Genomic DNA, 19823 nt, shown 5'->3' on the forward strand with positions numbered 1-19823 from the left:
CGCCGTTCAGGTTAACATAATCCGTTAACTCAAATGGCGGGAGATCGTTACGGAGTCGGTTATTCTAGCCGTAGCGTCCGCCTTTGTCTTTAAGATTCAGGAGAGTGCATGGAGTTCAGTGTAAAAAGCGGTAGCCCGGAAAAACAGCGCAGTGCCTGTATTGTAGTCGGCGTTTTCGAACCGCGCCGCCTGTCCCCTATCGCAGAACAACTCGACAAAATCAGTGATGGTTATATCAGCGCATTGCTGCGCCGTGGCGAACTGGAAGGCAAGGTCGGGCAGACGCTGCTACTGCACCATGTGCCCAACATTCTCTCCGAGCGCATCCTGCTGATCGGCTGCGGCAAAGAGCGCGAGCTCGATGAGCGCCAATACAAGCAGGTGATCCAGAAAACCATCAATACCCTCAACGACACCGGCTCGATGGAAGCGGTCTGCTTCCTGACCGAGCTGCATGTAAAAGGCCGCAATACCTACTGGAAAGTGCGTCAGGCGGTGGAAACCGCCAAAGAGACGCTCTACACCTTCGATCAGCTGAAAAGCAACAAGGTGGAGCCGCGTCGTCCGCTGCGCAAAATGGTGTTCAACGTGCCGACCCGCCGTGAGCTCACCAGCGGCGAACGCGCTATCCAGCACGGCCTGGCGGTGGCTTCCGGCATCAAGGCGGCCAAAGATCTCGGCAACATGCCGCCGAACATCTGTAACGCCGGCTACCTGGCCTCGCAGGCCCGCCAGCTGGCGGACGCCTTCAGCACCCACATCACCACCCGCGTCATCGGCGAACAGCAGATGAAAGAGCTGGGCATGAACGCCTATCTGGCGGTCGGCGCCGGTTCGCAAAACGAGTCGTTGATGTCGGTGATGGAATATAAGGGCAACCCAAATCCGGACGCTAAGCCGATCGTGCTGGTAGGCAAAGGGCTGACCTTCGACTCCGGCGGCATCTCGATCAAACCGGCCGACGGCATGGACGAGATGAAATACGACATGTGCGGCGCGGCGACCGTGTACGGCGTGATGCGCGTGGTGGCGGAGCTGAACCTGCCGCTGAACGTGATCGGCGTGCTGGCCGGCTGTGAAAACATGCCGGGCGGCCGGGCGTACCGTCCGGGCGACGTGCTGACCACCATGTCCGGCCAGACCGTCGAGGTGCTGAACACCGACGCCGAAGGCCGCCTGGTGCTGTGCGACACCCTGACCTACGTCGAGCGCTTCGAGCCGGAGCTGGTGATCGACATCGCCACCCTGACCGGCGCCTGCGTGATCGCCTTGGGCCACCACATCACCGGCCTGATGTCGAACCACAACCCGCTGGCGCACGAACTGCTGGGCGCTTCCGAGCAGGCCGGCGACCGCGCCTGGCGCCTGCCGATGGCCGACGAGTACTACGAACAGTTGGACTCCAACTTCGCCGACATGGCGAACATCGGTGGCCGCCCTGGCGGCGCCATCACCGCCGCCTGCTTCCTGTCGCGCTTCACCCGCAAGTACACCTGGGCGCACCTGGATATCGCCGGCACCGCCTGGCGCTCCGGTAAAGCCAAGGGCGCGACCGGCCGCCCGGTGGCGCTGCTGTCGCAGTTCCTATTGAACCGCGCAGGCCTGAACGGCGACGATTAAATCTGAGCGGTAATTCAGGTATAATCCCAAGGGGCACAGCATGCTGTGCCCCTACATTTTTTTATCGGCAGCGGTGGATCCTTAATGAAACAGGCGACGTTTTATTTGCTCGACAACGCGGAACCGTCAGGCGCGCTCAGCGCCCATGAGGCCGTGGCCTGCGCCGTTGCCGCCAACGGCTTCCGTTCCGGCAAACGGGTGCTGATCGCCTGCGAGAGCCAGGAGCAGGCCCAGCGGCTGGACGAAGCGCTATGGCAGCGCGAGCCGCATGAATTCGTGCCGCACAACCTGGCCGGCGAAGGGCCGCACTACGGCGCGCCGGTGGAACTGTGCTGGCCCGGCAAGCGCGGCAACGCCCCGCGCGATCTGCTGATCGCCCTGCTGCCGCAGTTTGCCGATTTTGCTACCGCTTTCCATGAAGTGGTAGACTTCGTTCCTTACGAAGACACTCTGAAACAGTTGGCGCGCGACCGTTACAAGGCCTATCGCAGCGTCGGCTTCCATTTGACCACGGCTACGCCGCCAACTCACTGAATACGATAAAGAATGGAAAAGACAAACAGTCAGCTCGACACCGCATACGACCCAAAACAGATCGAACAGAAGCTGTACGATCATTGGGAGAATCAGGGTTACTTCAAGCCGAACGGCGACACCAGCCAGGAAAGCTTCTGCATCATGATCCCGCCGCCGAACGTCACCGGCAGCCTGCACATGGGCCACGCGTTCCAGCAGACCATCATGGACACCATGATTCGCTATCAGCGCATGCAGGGTAAAAACACCCTGTGGCAGGCGGGCACCGACCACGCCGGCATCGCCACCCAGATGGTGGTGGAGCGCAAGATCGCCGCGGAAGAAGGCAAAACCCGCCACGACTACGGCCGTGACGCGTTTATCGACAAAATCTGGCAGTGGAAGGCGGAGTCCGGCGGCACCATCACCCGCCAGATGCGCCGTCTGGGTAACTCCGTGGACTGGGAGCGCGAGCGCTTCACCATGGACGAAGGCCTGTCGAACGCGGTGCGCGAAGTGTTTGTCCGTCTGCACAAAGAAGACCTGATCTACCGCGGCAAGCGCCTGGTGAACTGGGATCCGAAGCTGCGCACCGCCATCTCCGATCTGGAAGTGGAAAACCGCGAATCCAAAGGTTCCATGTGGCACCTGCGCTACCCGCTGGCCGACGGCGCGAAAACCGCCGAGGGCAAAGACTACCTGGTGGTCGCCACCACCCGTCCGGAAACCGTGCTGGGCGATACCGGCGTGGCGGTCAACCCGGAAGATCCGCGCTATAAAGACCTGATCGGCAAAGAGATCATTCTGCCGCTGGTCGGCCGCCGCATCCGCATCGTCGGCGACGAACACGCCGATATGGAAAAAGGCACCGGCTGCGTGAAGATCACCCCGGCGCACGATTTCAACGACTACGAAGTCGGCAAACGCCACGGCCTGCCGATGATCAACATTCTGACCTTCGACGGCGACATCCGTCAGGAAGCGGAAGTGTTCAACACCCTGGGTGAAGTCTGCACCGACTACTGCAACGAAATCCCGGCCGAGTTCCGCGGCCTGGAGCGCTTCGCGGCGCGTAAAGCGGTGGTTGCCGCCTTCGATAATCTGGGCCTGCTGGACGAGATCAAACCGCACGACCTGACGGTGCCTTACGGCGACCGCGGCGGCGTGGTGATCGAGCCGATGCTGACCGACCAATGGTACGTGCGCACCGCGCCGCTGGCCAAAGTGGCGGTGGAAGCGGTCGAACAGGGCGAAATCCAGTTCGTGCCGAAGCAGTACGAAAACATGTACTTCAGCTGGATGCGCGACATTCAGGACTGGTGCATCTCGCGTCAGCTGTGGTGGGGCCACCGCATCCCGGCCTGGTACGACGTGAACGGCAAAGTCTACGTGGGCCGCAGCGAAGAAGAAGTGCGCAGCGAGAACAACCTGGGCGCCGACGTGGTGCTGACCCAGGACGAAGACGTGCTGGACACCTGGTTCTCGTCCGGCCTGTGGACCTTCTCTACCCTGGGCTGGCCGGAGCAGACCGAGGCGCTGAAAACCTTCCACCCGACCAGCGTGATGGTCAGCGGCTTCGACATCATCTTCTTCTGGATCGCGCGCATGATCATGCTGACCATGCACTTCATCAAGGATGAAAACGGCAAGCCGCAGGTGCCGTTCAAGACCGTCTACATGACCGGTCTTATCCGCGACGACGAAGGCCAGAAGATGTCCAAGTCGAAAGGCAACGTGATCGACCCGCTGGACATGGTCGACGGCATCTCGCTGGAAGATCTGCTGGAAAAACGCACCGGCAACATGATGCAGCCACAGCTGGCGGAGAAAATCCGCAAGCGCACCGAGAAGCAGTTCCCGAACGGCATCGAGCCGCACGGCACCGACGCCCTGCGCTTCACCCTGGCGGCGCTGGCTTCGACCGGCCGCGACATCAACTGGGACATGAAGCGCCTGGAAGGCTACCGCAACTTCTGTAACAAGCTGTGGAACGCCAGCCGCTTCGTGCTGATGAACACCGAAGCGCACGACTGCGGCTTCAACGGCGGCGAGAAAGTGCTGTCGCTGGCGGATCGCTGGATCCTGGCCGAATTCAACCGCACGGTGAAAGCCTACCGCGAAGCGCTGGATACCTACCGCTTCGATCTGGCGGCCAACATCCTGTACGAATTCACCTGGAACCAGTTCTGCGACTGGTATCTGGAGCTGACCAAGCCGGTGGTGAGCAACGGCAGCGAAGCGGAACAGCGCGGCACCCGCCACACGCTGATCACCGTGCTGGAAGCGCTGCTGCGCCTGGCGCACCCGATCATTCCGTTTATCACCGAAACCATCTGGCAGCGCGTGAAGCCGCTGACCGGCACGACCGCAGACACCATCATGCTGCAGCCGTTCCCGGCCTACGACGCCGCGCTGGAAGACGAGCAGGCGCTGAACGATCTGGAGTGGATCAAGCAAACCATCATCGCCGTGCGCAACATCCGCGCCGAGATGAACATCGCGCCAAGCAAAGCGCTCGACGTGCTGCTGCGCAACTGTAGCGCCGACGCCCAGCGCCGCGTGCAGGAGAACCAAAGCTTTATCGCCCGTCTGGCGCGCCTGGAATCCATCGCGCTGCTGCCGGCCGGTGAGAAAGGCCCGGTCTCCGTCACCAAGCTGGTGGACGGCGCCGAGCTGCTGATCCCGATGGCCGGTTTCATCGACAAAGACGCCGAGATCGCGCGTCTGGCGAAAGAGATGGGCAAACTGGATGCGGAAATCGCCGCGATCGAAGGCAAGCTGGCGAACGAAGGCTTCGTGGCGCGCGCGCCGGAAGCGGTGGTCGCCAAAGAACGCGATCGTCTGACGGCCTGCAAAGAAGGCAAAGTGAAGCTGCAGGAACAGCAGGCGACCATCGCCGCGCTGTAATCCACCGGCTCACGCCAACGCCTGAAAAACAGCGGGGTCTTCCCCGCTGTTTTTTTATCGCCGTTGCATCCGGGCCGGGTTAGGTGTTATTACAAGATATTACTGCTGCAGGGACGCCGCTGGGAAATAACTCCCGGCGCGTTTCGTGCTGCGATAAAAACGAAAAACGAACGTGGTCTCTTTCAATGGCGAGTGTAAACATGACAACAGCAACCCCGGCGCGCCTGCTGGTGCGCCCCATCACGGCGGAAGACAATGCCGCCATTGCTCACGTCATTCGCGAAGTCTCCGCCGAGCACGGCCTGACGGCGGATAAAGGCTATACCGTCTCCGATCCCAATCTGGACGCCCTGTATCAGCTCTACAGCCTGCCGCGCAGCGCTTACTGGGTGATCGAGGTAGACGGCAAGGTCGCCGGCGGCGGCGGCATCGCGCCGCTGCAGGGCGGCGCAGACGATATATGCGAATTGCAGAAGATGTATTTCCTGCCGGTGTTGCGCGGCAAGGGATTGGCGAAACGCCTGGCGCTGCAGGCGCTGGATTTCGCCCGCCGGCACGGCTTCCGCTGTTGTTACCTCGAGACCACCGCCAGCCTGACGCAGGCCGTTGCGCTGTACGAACATCTGGGCTTCGAACACATCGACCACGCGATGGGCGCTACCGGCCACGTCGATTGCGAAGTCACCATGCTGAAAACGCTGTAATCGCCCCCGCCTTCCCATCAGGGCGCAGCTTGCTGCGCCTTTTTTATTAATATCGCAATCAATCAGTAAAACTCGCTATAACGCCGTATTTCAAGCAGATAAACTGACGTTAAAAACCACGATGTAAATTTAATGTGAAGTTCGTTAATAAATTAACGATCGCAAATTGACCGCTTTTTCCCCCGCGTTACTCTGCCAGTATCCCAATCGCGCACGGAGAGCTGTCATGTCGGAAAATACCTTTGATTACATCATCGTCGGCGCCGGTTCCGCCGGCTGCGTGCTGGCGGCGCAGCTGATCCGCCGCACCCAGGCGCGGGTGCTGCTGCTGGAAGCCGGCGGCGACGACAATAACCTGTTCATCAAGATGCCGGCCGGCGTGGCCAAGATCATCGCCAAAAAGAGCTGGCCCTACGAGACGGAGCCGGAACCGCACGCCAACAACCGCCGCATGCAGATCGCGCAGGGCAAGGTGCTGGGCGGCAGCAGTTCGGTCAACGGCATGATCTACCTGCGCGGCCAGCCGCAGGACTACGACGACTGGGCCGAGCGCTATGGCTGTACCGGATGGAGCTACCGGGAGGTGCTGCCCTATTTCAAACGCGCCGAGGCCAACGAAAGCCTGTCGGACGACTACCACGGCGCCGACGGGCTGCTGCCGGTCAGCGAAAACCGCTACCGCCACCCGCTCAGCATGGCGTTTATCCGCGCCGGCCAGGAGCTGAACCTGCCCTACCGCAACGACTTCAACGGCGACAGCCAGCACGGCGTCGGTTTCTACCAAACCACCACCCACAACGGCGAACGCGCCAGCACCGCCCGCACCTACCTGAAGGCGGTGCGCGACGAACGGCGGCTGGTGGTGAAACTGAACGCCCTGGCGCATCGGCTGACCTTCGAGGGCAACGTCGCCACCGGCGTGGTCTACAGCCAGAACGGCGGCGCGGAAGTGACCGCGCGCGCCACCAAAGAGGTGATCGTCAGCGCCGGCGCGGTCGGTTCGCCGAAGCTGCTGATGCTGTCCGGCATCGGCCCGCGCGACCACCTGCAGCAGCTGGGCATCGAGGTGCGGGCGGATCTGCCGGTGGGTAAAAACTTCCACGACCATCTGCACATGTCGATCAACGTCAGCACCCGCGAGCCGATCAGCCTGTTCGGCGCCGATCGCGGCCTGCAGGCGCTGAGCCACGGCGCGCAGTGGCTGGCGTTTCGCAGCGGCGTGCTCTCGTCCAACGTGCTGGAAGGCGCCGCCTTCACCGACAGCCAGGGCGACGGCCGGCCGGACGTGCAGATCCACTTCCTGCCGCTGCTGGACAGCTGGGACGACGTGCCCGGCGAGCCGCTGCCGAACATTCACGGCTTCACGCTCAAGGTCGGCTACCTGCAGCCGAAGGCGCGCGGCGAAGTGCTGCTGCGCAGCAGCAACCCGCACGATCCGGTCAAGCTGCACGCCAACTACCTCGGCCACCCGGACGATCTGGCCGGCAGCGTGCGCGCGGTGAAGTTCGGCCTGGGCTTCCTGCAAACCGCGGCGCTGAAGCCGCTGATCAAGGATCTGCTGATGCCGCAGCCGGAGTGGACGCGCGACGAAGCGCAGCTGGAAGAGTTCGTGCGCAACTTCTGCAAGACGGTGTATCACCCGGTGGGCAGCTGCCGCATGGGGCCGTCGCCGCAGGACGCGGTGACCGATCCGCAGCTGCGGGTGCACGGATTTGAGCAGTTGCGGGTGATCGACTGCTCGGTGATGCCGCAGCTCACCAGCGGCAACACCAATGCGCCGACCATCATGCTGGCGGAAAAGGCGGTGGATCTGTTGCTGGGCGCGCCGCAGTAAGGGCGCGCCTCAACGTCAGGCGGCGGCGGGCACGCCGCTGTGGAAACGCAGCTCGCTGTCCGGCGACAGGATCAGTTCAGCTTCGAGACGGCCGAAATGCGCCACCCGTTCGCTGATGTCGCCGCCGGCGATCTGTTCCGCCAGCGTCAGGTAGTCCTGATAATGGCGCGCTTCGGAGCGCAGCAGCGAGACGTAAAAGCGGTTCAGCTCGTCGTCCAGGTGCGGCGCCAGTTTGGCGAAGCGTTCGCAGGATCGCGCTTCGATGTAAGCGCCGCAGATCAGTTTGTCGATCAGCGTCGCCGGATCGTGAGTGCGGATCTCGCGGATCATCCCCTTGGCGTAGCGGCTGGCGGTGATCTTGCGATACGGGATCCCGCGCGCCTGCATGATCTCCAGCACCTGCGAGAAGTGATGCAGCTCTTCCTTGATCAACAGCACCATGCGATCCGCCAGATCCTGGCCGTAGGCCGAGCCGTTTTTCGGCAGGATCTTGCGGGTGAACTGGCCCTGACGAAACAGCGTGTCCGGCGCGCCCTGCGCTTCGTGCAGAAACGCCTCGTAAGGGCGCAGCAGCGCCAACAGCGCGTCGCCGCTCTCTTTGTCCGCCACGTAGCGGCGGATCAGCCACATGCCGGTCTGCGCGGCTTTCAGCTCGCACACCAGGTGGTCGGTCAGCAACAGCTGCAGGTTTTCCGGACGGCGCGCGGCGTCGATCCAGGCGTCGGGCGTTTCACAGTGCAGGAAGCTTAAAATCGGGGCTAACAGGGATTGGTATGTCATCGGCTTAATTGCCCTATGTATTTCAAGTTGCAGCTAGGCGGCCAGCTCACTCATCCCCAGGAGCTTACTTAGGTAAGTGACTGGGGTGAGGGAGTGCAGCCAACAACGCTGCAGCTTGAAAGACGACGGGGATATCAGGGGCCGGCGAGAACCGGCCCACAGGTATTGATTGGAGAGGGATTAGTGGCGTTTACCGTCGTCGTCTTCGTCGATGTAGTCGCCGTCTTCGTCATCCTCACCGTCTTCACCGTTCGGATCTTCGAAGTAGGTGCCCCAGCCGTCGTAATTGACGCCGCAGCGTTCCGCCAGCGCCACCAGCTGTTCTACCTGAGCGTCGATCAGCTCTGCGTTCAGGCCGACTTCGCTGATCACGTCGCAGCACATCACCATCGAACCGTCTTCCACTTCCAGCTCTTCGGCGTCGGTCACTTCGTAGCCCAGCTTGAAGGCTTCAACGGCGGCCTGCTCCAGAACCTCAAATTTCTCGGCGGACAGATGGTGCTCGATGGTGTAGAGCGCGTCCGGATCGCTGCCGTCTTCCAGCAGTTCTTCGATGATCAGGCGGGTCTCTTCACGTTGTTCTTCCAGCAATTCGCGGTTTGCCATGCCTATATCCTCAAGTCAAATGGCCTTCATTCCTTCTATTTTCACACACCGCCGACATTGCTTCCACGATAAACGTGAAAGATTTCCTCGCTGGGGTTGAATTTGAATATTCATACATATAAAGTGAATTTTAATTCAATTAAGCAATCAGGGAATCGGACTATGAGCACCGGCAATGCGTTCTACCAACGTCACTTTCTGAGGTTAATGGATTTCACCCCCACCGAGCTGCAGGCGCTGCTGAAACTGGCGGCCGATCTGAAGCAGGCCAAGAAGCAGGGGCAGGAACAGCGCCGGCTGCAGGGCAAAAACATTGCGCTCATCTTCGAAAAAGACTCGACCCGCACGCGATGCTCTTTCGAAGTTGCCGCATTCGATCAGGGCGCGCAGGTCACTTACCTCGGCCCGAGCGGCAGCCAGATCGGCCATAAGGAGTCGATGAAAGACACCGCCCGGGTGCTGGGCCGCCTGTACGACGGTATTCAGTATCGCGGCTACGGCCAGGCGCTGGTGGAAACCCTGGCGGAACACGCCGGCGTGCCAGTGTGGAACGGCCTAACCGACGAGTTTCACCCTACCCAATTGCTGGCGGACCTGCTCACCGTGCAGGAACACCTGCCGGGCAAGGCGCTGAGTGAAGTGAAGCTGGCGTACGTCGGCGACGCGCGCAACAACATGGGCAACACGCTGCTGGAAGCCGCCGCGCTGGCGGGCATGGATCTGCGGCTGGTGGCGCCTAAGGCCTGCTGGCCGCAGCCGGAGCTGGTGGCCGAGTGCCAGGCGCTGGCGCAGCAAACCGGCGCGAAACTCACCCTGACCGAAGACATCGCCGAAGGGGTGCAAGACGCCGACTTCCTCTACACCGACGTGTGGGTGTCGATGGGCGAACCGAAAGAGACCTGGCAGGAGCGTATCGCGCTGCTGCGGCCGTATCAGGTCAACATGGCGATGCTGAAGCTGACCGGCAACCCGAACGTGAAGTTCCTGCACTGCCTGCCAGCGTTCCACGACGATCAAACCACGCTCGGCAAGCAGATGGCGCAGCAGTACGATCTGCACGGCGGCATGGAAGTGACCGACGAAGTGTTCGAGTCGGCGCACAGCGTGGTGTTCGATCAGGCGGAAAACCGGCTGCACACCATCAAGGCGGTGCTGGTCGCCACCCTGAGCGAAACCCTCTGACCGCCCTCCCCTCCGCCCTGGCGCCCCCGGCCAGGGCGGCTAATATATTCCAGGAATATCAAATAGCGGATTGACCTTTGCTCACCGCCGGCAAAGGCTCTACCGTGACAGGCCGACGGCGCCCGCGCCGTAAAAACCAACGATAACAAACCGTTCTCAGCGCCGCCTGGCGGCGCCTTCAGGGGATACACACCGATGAAAGCCAAACTCTTGCCGCTGTTCCTGCTCGCCGCCCTGCCCGCCGCCGCGTTAGCCGCCACGCCGCCGAATACGCTGGTGGTGGTGCAATCGCTGGATGACATCGTCAGCCTCGATCCGGCGGAAGCCAACGAACTCTCCAGCATCCAGACGGTGCCCAGCCTGTATCAGCGGCTGGTGCAGGCGGATCGCGACGATCCGGCCAAGGTAGCGCCGGTGCTGGCGGAAAGCTGGCAGAGCGATGCGGCGGCCAAAACGCTGACGGTGAAACTGCGGCCGCAGGCGGCGTTCGCCTCCGGCAACCCGCTGACCGCCGACGACGTGATCTTTTCCTACAGCCGCGCGGTCAAGATGAACAAGTCGCCGGCGTTCATCCTCAACGTGCTCGGCTGGCAGCCGGACAACATCGACGCGCAGTTGAAGAAGATCGACGAACATACCGTGCAGCTGCGCTGGACGGCGGACGTCAGCCCGGCGGTGGCGCTGAATATTCTTTCGACGCCGATCGCTTCGATCGTCGACAGCAAGGCGGCGCTCGCCAACGTCAAAGACGGCGACTTCGGCAACGCCTGGCTGAAAATGCACTCCGCCGGCAGCGGCCCGTTCAAGATGCGCGTCTATCAGCCGCATCAGGCGATCGTGCTGGACGCCAACCCCACCACGCCGGGCGACAAGCCGCAGCTGAAAAACATCATCATTAAAAACGTGCCGGATCCGGCCACCCGCCGCCTGCTGATCCAGCAGGGCGACGCCGATATCGCCCGCGAACTGGGCGCCGATCAGACCGACACGCTGAAAAACCAGCCGGGCGTCAAGGTGCTGGAGATCCCGTCCGCCGAACAAAACTACCTGGTGTTCAACACCGGCAACGGCGCCAATCCGCTGCTGAACAACCCGGCCTTCTGGGAAGCGGCGCGCTATCTGGTGGATTATCAGGGCATCACGAAGGATCTGCTGAAGGGCCAATACTTCGTGCACCAGAGTTTCCTGCCGGTCGGGCTGCCGGGCGCGCTGGAGACCAACCCGTTCAGCTACGATCCGGCCAAGGCGAAAGCCATCCTGGCCAAGGCGGGCATCACCCACGCCACCTTTACGCTGGACGTAGAGAACAAGCCGCCGTTCATCACCATCGCGCAGGCGCTGCAGGGCAGCTTCGCAGCCGCCGGCGTGAAGGTAGAGCTGCTGCCGGCGGCGGGCAGCCAGGTTTACTCCCGCGTGCGCGCCAGGCAGCATCAGGCGGCGATCCGCCTGTGGATCCCGGATTATTTCGACGCCCACTCCAACGCCAGCGCCTTCGCCTACAACGACGGCAAAAGCAGCACGGTGGCCGGGCTGAACGGCTGGCAGATCCCGCAGTTGAACCAGCAGACGCTGGCGGCGCTGGCCGAAGCCGATCCGGCCAAGCGCCGCGCGCTGTACACCGCCATGCAGCAGGAACTGCAGCGCAGTTCGCCGTACGTGTTTATCGATCAGGCCAAAACCGAAGTGGTGCTGCGCGACAACGTCAAAGGCTACCAGCAGGGGCTGAACGCCGACATGGTCTACTACGATCGCGTCAGCAAATAGCCGGCGTGTGCCCATCGCCGGCCAATCGATTGCGGGGCGGCAAAAAACGGCGTTTTAACGCTTGCAGTGGCGAAAAGCGCGAGTATAATGCGCCACAATTTGCCAGGAGAAAGTATGAAAAACGACGTTTGTTTTGTTAGCCGCAATCGACAAAACCGACTGCCTATCGGCGGCCAGCTGCCGTTGTTTCTCCTGTTGCTAAACCGATCGTTTCAAGCCCCTCATTGAGGGGCTTTTTTTTGCCTTGAGAATATCGAAAAGTCCCGCGCCACGGGCACGCGTCGAGGAGGAGTGAAAAATGGCCAACCCGCTGTATCACAAACACATCATCTCTATTAACGATCTCAGCCGCGAGGATCTGGAGCTGGTGCTGCGCACCGCCGCCGGTCTGAAAGCCAATCCGCAGCCGGAACTGTTGAAACACAAGGTGATCGCCAGCTGCTTCTTCGAAGCCTCGACCCGTACCCGCCTGTCGTTCGAGACCTCGATGCACCGCCTCGGCGCCTCGGTAGTCGGTTTCGCCGACGGCAGCAACACTTCGCTCGGTAAGAAAGGCGAAACCCTGGCCGACACTATCTCGGTGATCAGCACCTACGTGGACGCCATCGTGATGCGTCACCCGCAGGAAGGCGCGGCGCGCATGGCCGCTGAATTCTCCGGCAATGTGCCGGTGCTCAACGCCGGCGACGGCGCCAACCAGCACCCGACCCAAACCCTGCTGGATCTGTTCACCATCCAGGAAACCCAGGGCCGCCTGAGCAACCTCAGCATCGCCATGGTCGGCGACCTGAAGTACGGCCGCACCGTACACTCGCTCACCCAGGCGCTGGCCAAGTTCGAAGGCAACCGCTTCTACTTCATCGCCCCGGACGCGCTGGCGATGCCGGCCTACATCCTGAAAATGCTGGAAGAGAAAGGCATCGAGTACAGCCTGCACAGCAGCATTGAAGAAGTGGTGCCGGAACTGGATATTCTCTACATGACCCGGGTACAGAAAGAGCGCCTCGATCCTTCCGAGTACGCCAACGTGAAAGCGCAGTTCGTGCTGCGCGCCGCGGATCTGGCCGGCGCGCGCGCCAACCTCAAGGTGCTGCACCCGCTGCCGCGCATCGACGAGATCGCCACCGACGTGGATAAAACGCCGCATGCCTACTACTTCCAGCAGGCGGGCAACGGCATCTTCGCCCGCCAGGCGCTGCTGGCGCTGGTGCTTAACGCAGATTTGGCTCTTTAAGGGGGAACCGCCATGACTCACGACAACAAACTGCAGGTCGAAGCGATCAAATGCGGCACGGTGATCGACCACATTCCGGCGCAGATCGGTTTCAAACTGCTGACGCTGTTCAAACTGACCGCCACCGACCAGCGCATCACCATTGGCCTGAACCTGCCCTCCAACGCGCTGGGCCGCAAGGATCTGATCAAGATCGAGAACACCTTCCTGACCGAGCAGCAGGCCAACCAGCTGGCGATGTACGCGCCGAAGGCCACGGTAAACCGCATCGATAACTACGAAGTGGTGCGCAAGCTGACCCTCAGCCTGCCTGACCACATCGACGGGGTGCTGACCTGCCCGAACAGCAACTGCATCAGCCGCAGCGAGCCGGTGGCGTCGAGCTTCAGCGTGAAGCCGCGCGACGGCGAAGTGCACCTGAAGTGCCGCTATTGCGAGAAAGAGTTCGAGCATCAGGTGGTGTTGCAGGCCGACTGAATTCTGCCCTTTTAACGGGAGCGGCGCTGTTAATCTGCGCGTCACTCCCTATAATGGGTGCCTGAAAATAACTCTACCCACGTTGCTACCCACCGAATTTCAAGCTGCGGCCGACCGCGCGGCGGCGTGAAAGACAACGGGTCTATCAGGAGAAAACATGTCACGTAATATCAGCACTGAACTCGCCCCGGCAGCCATTGGTCCTTACGTGCAGGGCGTTGATCTGGGCAGCATGATCATCACTTCCGGCCAGATCCCGGTCGATCCGAAAACCGGCGCCGTCGCCGACGACGTGGCCGCTCAGGCACGCCAGTCGCTGGAAAACGTCAAAGCGATCGTCGAAGCCGCCGGCCTGAGCGTTGCCGACATCGTGAAAACCACCGTGTTCGTGAAAGATCTGAACGACTTCGCCACCGTTAACGCCGCGTACGAAACCTTCTTCACCGAGCACAGCGCGCCGTTCCCGGCCCGCTCCTGCGTGGAAGTGGCGCGTCTGCCGAAAGACGTGAAGATCGAAATCGAAGCCATCGCCGTGCGTCGTTAATCGACACGCACGCGAATGACGGTCAGCTTCGGCTGGCCGTTTTTATTGGTAAGAATTTTATTAATCCAATTAATTTATAGCGATAGCGTAATACCGCTCACATTTACAATCCCACAATAAAAACACGCCTATAATTATTTCTCACCCGGCCGGGTCATTGCTGTTTCATTTCGTTCACTCCGTGAATAATGACAGGAGATAACCATGGCACCTAGCGTATTGGATTATTTTATCCAACAAGCTTCCCGTTATCCGGAAAAAACCGCCGTCGTCGGCGATAATAAACATCTGACCTACCGTCAATTGGATGAAGCCAGCAGCGCACTGTGCACGCGCCTGAAACAGGAAGGGGTTCGGCCCGGCGATGCCGTGCCGCTGGTCGCGCAGCGCACGGTGGAATTGCCGATCGGCATGATGGCGATCGCCAAGGCCGGAGCCTGTTATATTCCCATTGACGCCCGCTATCCCGAACGGCGCATTCGCAATATTATCGAACAAAGTGGCTCGCCGATAATCCTCTTCAGCAACCATGATGCTCGTGTAAATATCGACAACCTCCCGCGCAAAGTCCTTTCCATTGATAATATTTCCCTGACTAAAGTTTCCATAACTGTATTTTCCCCTCCGCCCTCCGATGCGCTTGCCTATATTATTTTCACCTCCGGCACCACCGGCGCGCCCAAAGGCGTCATGATCGAACACCGTTCGCTGTTAAACCTGCTCCTCTGGCATAACCAACGTTTCGCGATGGATGAACACAGCCGTTCCACGCTGATTGCCGGCGTCGGTTTTGACGTGGCGCAATGGGAAATCTGGGCACCGCTGATCTGCGGCGGCACCCTGTATCTGCCGCACGAGGAGACCCGCCTGCAGCCGGACGCATTGCTGGCCTTCTTCGACCGGCATCGCCTCACCCACGCCTTTGTCCCTACGGTATTGGTGCCGGAGGTCATCGGCGCGCCGCAGCCCGCCGGGCTGGCGCTGAAATACCTGTTCACCGCCGGTGAAAAGCTGAATCCGCTCGAGCTGCGCGGCATCGACTATGCAGTGGTGGATTACTACGGCCCGACGGAGGCCACCATCTTCGCCACCTGCAACCGCGTGCGCTGCGCGACGCAAAACCCGCCGTCCACGATTGGCCGGCCCATCGCCGATACGCAGGTATTCATCCTCGACGAGCGCCTGCGGCCGGTAACCGACGGCGAATCTGGCGAGCTCTGCATCAGCGGCCTCTGCCTGGCGCGCGGCTACCTGAACGCCCCGCAGCTGACCGCCGAGCGTTTTGTCACTTCGCCGCACGTCGGCGGCCAGCGTTTGTACCGCAGCGGCGATCGGGCGCGCCGCTTGCCTGACGGCCGCATTCAGTACCTGGGGCGCCTCGACGCCCAGGTCAAAATCCGCGGCAATCGCGTAGAACTCGGTGAAATCGGCAGCCTGATGACGCAGGTCTCCGGCGTAAAAACCGCCATCGCCCTCGTCAATCAAACGGACAATCCGAGCGACAAGCGGATCCTGGCGTTTTTGACCGGTGAAGATCCCTGCGGCGATCTCATTGCACGGGTTAAACGGCAGCTTCAGGATCAGCTGCCCGCCTACTCTCTGCCCGCCGAGTACCGGCATCTGGCTCGGTTGCCGATCAACGCCAACGGTAAAATCGACCAGGCGGCGCTGTTGGCCCTGGCGCCCGAGGCTCGGCCGGCCCCTGCTGAACCGCTCGACGGCCACCAGCGGATCGTCGCCGATCTGTGGCGCAGGCTGCTGAAAATCGATCATATCCGCGCCGACGATGATTTCTTCGCGCTGGGCGGGCATTCGCTGCTGGCGGCAAACCTGGCAAACCAACTGGGTAAAGCGTTCGCGGTCAAAACCTATGTGCGTGATATCTATGCATACCCGAACCTGACGACGCTGGCGCAGGCGATGGCGCAACGCCAGGGACAAGAACAAACGCCTGAACCTCAAGACGGCGAGCCGGCACGCGCCTTGCTGGATGATGTGTATTTGCCGTCGGATCTCGTCATCGATCCGACGTTCGATGCGCGGCAAATCAGCGCGCCGCGCGCCATTTTGCTGACCGGCGCCACCGGCTTCGTCGGCGCGCACCTGTTGGCCGATCTGCTGCGCACCACCGACGCCGAGCTGTACTGTCTGGTGCGCGACGGCGCCAAACTGCCGCCGAGACAGCGGCTGGAGGCGGTGCTGCAGCGCTACCGGATCGCGTTGAGCGCCGGGCAGCGCGCACGCCTCCATATCCTGCCCGGCGACGTGGCGGAACACCATTTCTCGCTGGCCCCGGCGGCTTACCGGGTGTTAAGTCAGGATATCGATCTGATTTACCATTCGGCCAGCGCGGTGAATTTTATCCAGCCTTACGCCTACATGAAGCGCGACAACGTACAGGGCCTGCGGGAAATCATTCGTTTCGCGGCGCATAGCCGCACCAAGCCGCTGATGCTGCTGTCGACCATCTCCGTTTACAGCTGGGGGCATCTGCACACCGGTAAGCGGGTGATGCGGGAAAGCGACGATATCGATCAAAACCTGCCGGCGGTCAGCCGCGATATCGGCTACGTGCGCAGCAAATGGGTGATGGAGAAAATCGCCGATCTGGCGGCGAAGCAAGGCCTGCCGCTGATGACCTTCCGCCTGGGCTACGCTACCTGCCACAGCCGCACCGGCGTCAACGCCGATTACCAATGGTGGGCGCGGCTGGTGAGAACCTGCATCAGCAGCGGCACGGTGCCGGATTTACGGGATCTGCGCGAAGGGTTGACCACGGTGGATTACATGACCCGAGCCATCGCCCACGTCTCTCGCAACCCGCAGGCGCTGGGGCAGAAATTCAACCTGATCCATCAAGGTGACAATAATCTGACGCTGCGTGAGTTTTTCAGCCTGCTGGAGCGCGAGTTCGGTTATCGCTTTCATCCTCTGCCCTTCGCACAGTGGCGGGCCCAATGGGAAAACGACAGCGACGCGCCGCTGTACCCGCTGCTCAGCCTGTTCAAGGATCCTATGGTGGACGAGCTATCGACGGTGGAGCTCTATCAAGACACCTATCGGTGGGACTGCAGCAACCTGCAACGCTTCCTGCAGGGCAGCGGCATCGATGAGCCGCGCTTCACCCGCCAGCTGCTGCTGAATTACCTGCAGCACGCCATCGGGTATGCGCCGCTGTCGCTTCGGGCGTAACAAAACCGGGGCTCAGCTGGCCGAGCCCCGTCACCCTCACTCCGTTTTAAGCCCCCGCAGCAGCGTTTCCAGCGGGTACACCGCCGCAATCACCACCTCGTCGCGCGTCTGCGCCGCCGCATCCAGCCGGCGCTGCGCTTGTTCGGCCTCGGCCCGGCTCAGCGGTTTGTCCTGCTGATGGCGATCCAGCAGCATTAAGCCCAGCGTAGCCAAGGCATCGACGTCCTGCGCCACCGGCGCCAGCTCCCGCAGCGTGTGGTTGCCCGCGATCGCCGTCTGCAGCGCCGCGCCGTTCGCCTGCCAGCGCTGCAGCCGTTCGCGCAGCGCCTGCGCCGCCGCCTTATCGCGCTTATCCTTCAACAAGGCCGCGACCTGGGCATGCATGTCGCGCACCGCGCCGCTCTCCGGCGGCAGCGCATCGGCAAAGCGGTTCAGCGGTTCGAACTGGTGATAGTTGCCGGCCTGGAACTTCAGGTGCTGGCGGGTGTAATACTGCGCCGGCTCCACCGCCTCGGCCAGGATCTGCAGCGGCACGATCTGCACGCTGTTGCTCAGCCGGGTGAATTCGCGCGCCGTTTCCACGTGCTGCTGCAGGCCGACCGACACCACCGACCAGGCGTCGATCGCCGCCAGCCGCCGGTACATGTTGCTTTCATCGGTGACGTCCTGCGCCGACCACAGCCGCTCCGCCACCGCGAAGGCGCGCGGCCACAGCTTGAGATCGAGCAGCGGCGCGCGCACGTTTTCCGCCCACAGCGCCGCTTCGCCGCCGAGAATGTTGGCCTGCCCCTTCTCGTCCGGCACCACCGGCATCTTGCCCGCCGGCACCGCCGCCAGCTTGTCGCCGCGGGTGGGGTAACGCACGTTGCCGATCAACGTATAGCCGCTGAACTTGTCCTGCTGCAGCGTGAACACCGGCCGCGTGTCGCCCATCCAGGTATCGACGCGGAACGTCACCTGCTGCGGCGTGCGCCAGACGATGTCGTGCACCGCGCGGCGCGACTTGCCGTTGAAATCGATAAAGCCGCGCCAGCCCTGTTTGCCCTCGATCAGCGTGAAGCTGCCCTCCACCGCGCTGCCCTTCAGGCGCGGCATGCTGAAGCCCCAGCTTTGCGCCTGCTCGCCGGGCTGCACCGCCGTCTCGACCCCCAGCGGCTGCGGCAGAATTTCATTGCGGTAGTGATAGGCGGTGCTTTGCGGCTGATCGAGGTAGAAACCGGTGGAGAGAATGCCCTGATAGCCGTCCTGCGCGCTGGCGCCCAGCGAGTCTTGCCCCTGCCAGGACTGAATGACGATCGAGCGCGGCAGCGACGGATGATAGATCTCGTCCCAGCCGACCATCTGCCGCTGGTGCTTCTCGAGGATCTTTTCCAGCTTCTGGTTGAAGTAGGCCTGCAGCGCATGGGTATCCGCCAGCCCGTTCTTCTGCATAAACGCCTGAATCGACGGCGACGCCCGCCACTGGCTGGCGTCCACCTCGTCACCGCCGATGTGCAGATAAGGATCGGGGAAGATCGCCGCCAGCTCGCCGACGATCGTGTCGACAAACTGATACACCTCGTCGCGGGTCGGATCGAGCGTCGGCTTATGCACGCCCCACTCGCGCTCCATCCGATACGGCCCCGGCGCGCTCATCAGGTCGGGATAGGCCACCGCAATGCTGGAGGCGTGCCCCGGCATGTCGATCTCCGGCACCACGCGAATGCCGCGCGCCGTGGCGTAAGCCACCACCTGCCGCATCTGCTCGCGGGTGTAGAACTGGCCGTCGCTGGCCTGCTGTTGCAGCTTGGGATAATGCTCGGAGGCAAAGCGCCAGCCCTGATCGTCGGTCAGGTGCCAGTGGAACACGTTAAGCTTGGCCGCCGCCATGCCGTCGAGCTGGCGCAGAATGTCCGGCAGCGGCAGGAAATGACGCGCCGAATCCAACAAAACGCCGCGCCACGGAAAGCGCGGCACGTCGCGGATATCCACCAGCGGCAGGAAGGTATTTTGCCCGTCGGTCTGCAGCAGCTGCAGTAGGGTCTCCATGCCGCGCAGCGCGCCGAAACGCGTGTTGGCGGTCAGCGTGGCGCCCTGCGGCGTGACCGCCAGCCGGTAACTCTCATCGCTGCCCGGCAGCGGCTGCGCCGCCACCCGGTCCTTGATCACCACCTTGATCGCCGCGCCGTTCGCTTCTTCCATCGGCGCCAGCGTCCAGCCGGTCTGCAGTTCGATGCGCTGGCGCCAGCGCGGCAGCGCGTCGCCCAGATCGTCGCCCTGCAGCGTCAGAGACAAACGGTGATCCAGCACCAGCTTGCCCGCCGGTTGCGTCACTTCCACCTGCTGCGGCCAGGGCATCAGCGGCAGATCGCCGGCCGGCTGCGCCAGCGCGCCGCAGGAAAACCATAACGATGAAGCCAGTAGCGTATAACGGAAAGGTCTGTGCATCGGAAATTCCTCAGAGGAAAAAAACAAAATATCCCC

14 protein-coding genes are annotated in these 19823 nt (G+C 62.0%); 11 read left to right on the forward strand and 3 right to left on the reverse strand.

What is annotated here, in order from left to right:
* The first annotated feature begins 108 nt into the window (after positions 1 to 108).
* The 5 genes from pepA (at position 109) to ACF8MC_RS24115 (ending at position 7581) form a co-directional block, all read left to right on the forward strand.
* Positions 109 to 1620 carry a leucyl aminopeptidase gene (gene pepA, locus ACF8MC_RS24095; RefSeq protein ID WP_033636874.1) on the forward strand — a complete coding sequence of 504 codons (1512 nt, stop codon included), beginning with the start codon at positions 109 to 111 and terminating at the stop codon, positions 1618 to 1620.
* 84 nt (positions 1621 to 1704) lie between these two features.
* A complete protein-coding gene (locus ACF8MC_RS24100) occupies positions 1705 to 2154 on the forward strand; it encodes a DNA polymerase III subunit chi (protein WP_033631663.1) in 450 nt (149 codons plus the stop codon).
* Between the two features lie 12 nt (positions 2155 to 2166).
* Positions 2167 to 5043 (forward strand): valine--tRNA ligase, encoded by a 2877-nt coding sequence (locus ACF8MC_RS24105; RefSeq protein ID WP_164105416.1) that lies wholly within the window; start codon positions 2167 to 2169, stop codon positions 5041 to 5043.
* A 200-nt stretch (positions 5044 to 5243) separates the two neighbouring features.
* Entirely contained in the window at positions 5244 to 5747 is a 504-nt protein-coding gene (locus ACF8MC_RS24110; RefSeq protein WP_046688129.1) for a GNAT family N-acetyltransferase, read from the forward strand.
* Between the two features lie 226 nt (positions 5748 to 5973).
* On the forward strand, positions 5974 to 7581 hold the full coding sequence (locus ACF8MC_RS24115; RefSeq protein WP_033636871.1) for a GMC family oxidoreductase: 1608 nt from the start codon (positions 5974 to 5976) through the stop codon (positions 7579 to 7581).
* Between the two features lie 15 nt (positions 7582 to 7596).
* Here the strand turns inward: ACF8MC_RS24115 and miaE are convergent, their stop codons facing one another.
* Both miaE and rraB read right to left on the reverse strand, forming a co-directional pair.
* Positions 7597 to 8361, reverse strand: a complete 765-nt coding sequence (gene miaE / locus ACF8MC_RS24120) for a tRNA isopentenyl-2-thiomethyl-A-37 hydroxylase MiaE (RefSeq protein ID WP_015376459.1) — start codon at positions 8359 to 8361, stop codon at positions 7597 to 7599.
* A gap of 180 nt (positions 8362 to 8541) precedes the next feature.
* A complete protein-coding gene (gene rraB, locus ACF8MC_RS24125) occupies positions 8542 to 8967 on the reverse strand; it encodes a ribonuclease E inhibitor RraB (protein ID WP_025305115.1) in 426 nt (141 codons plus the stop codon).
* A gap of 162 nt (positions 8968 to 9129) precedes the next feature.
* Here rraB and argF point away from each other — a divergent pair, with 162 nt between their 5' ends.
* The 6 genes from argF (at position 9130) to ACF8MC_RS24155 (ending at position 17360) form a co-directional block, all read left to right on the forward strand.
* Positions 9130 to 10149: an ornithine carbamoyltransferase gene (gene argF, locus ACF8MC_RS24130; RefSeq protein WP_164105418.1), complete on the forward strand. Its 1020-nt coding sequence runs from the start codon at positions 9130 to 9132 to the stop codon at positions 10147 to 10149.
* A 195-nt stretch (positions 10150 to 10344) separates the two neighbouring features.
* Positions 10345 to 11913 (forward strand): ABC transporter substrate-binding protein, encoded by a 1569-nt coding sequence (locus ACF8MC_RS24135; protein WP_103799023.1) that lies wholly within the window; start codon positions 10345 to 10347, stop codon positions 11911 to 11913.
* Between the two features lie 298 nt (positions 11914 to 12211).
* Entirely contained in the window at positions 12212 to 13147 is a 936-nt protein-coding gene (gene pyrB / locus ACF8MC_RS24140) for an aspartate carbamoyltransferase (protein ID WP_033636864.1), read from the forward strand.
* Positions 13148 to 13159: 12 nt separating this feature from the next.
* Complete coding sequence (gene pyrI / locus ACF8MC_RS24145) at positions 13160 to 13624, forward strand: aspartate carbamoyltransferase regulatory subunit (protein ID WP_033636863.1); 465 nt, start codon at positions 13160 to 13162, stop codon at positions 13622 to 13624.
* A gap of 157 nt (positions 13625 to 13781) precedes the next feature.
* Positions 13782 to 14168 (forward strand): 2-iminobutanoate/2-iminopropanoate deaminase, encoded by a 387-nt coding sequence (ridA, locus tag ACF8MC_RS24150; protein WP_060422669.1) that lies wholly within the window; start codon positions 13782 to 13784, stop codon positions 14166 to 14168.
* 204 nt (positions 14169 to 14372) lie between these two features.
* On the forward strand, positions 14373 to 17360 hold the full coding sequence (locus ACF8MC_RS24155; protein WP_164105420.1) for a non-ribosomal peptide synthetase: 2988 nt from the start codon (positions 14373 to 14375) through the stop codon (positions 17358 to 17360).
* A 36-nt stretch (positions 17361 to 17396) separates the two neighbouring features.
* Here the strand turns inward: ACF8MC_RS24155 and ACF8MC_RS24160 are convergent, their stop codons facing one another.
* Complete coding sequence (locus ACF8MC_RS24160) at positions 17397 to 19787, reverse strand: beta-N-acetylhexosaminidase (protein ID WP_164105422.1); 2391 nt, start codon at positions 19785 to 19787, stop codon at positions 17397 to 17399.
* Between the last annotated feature and the right edge of the window lie 36 nt (positions 19788 to 19823).

The organism is Serratia sp. LACPHL-BACT-2024-00286 (assembly GCF_043109535.1).
In the GTDB taxonomy this organism is placed as follows: domain Bacteria; phylum Pseudomonadota; class Gammaproteobacteria; order Enterobacterales; family Enterobacteriaceae; genus Serratia; species Serratia sarumanii.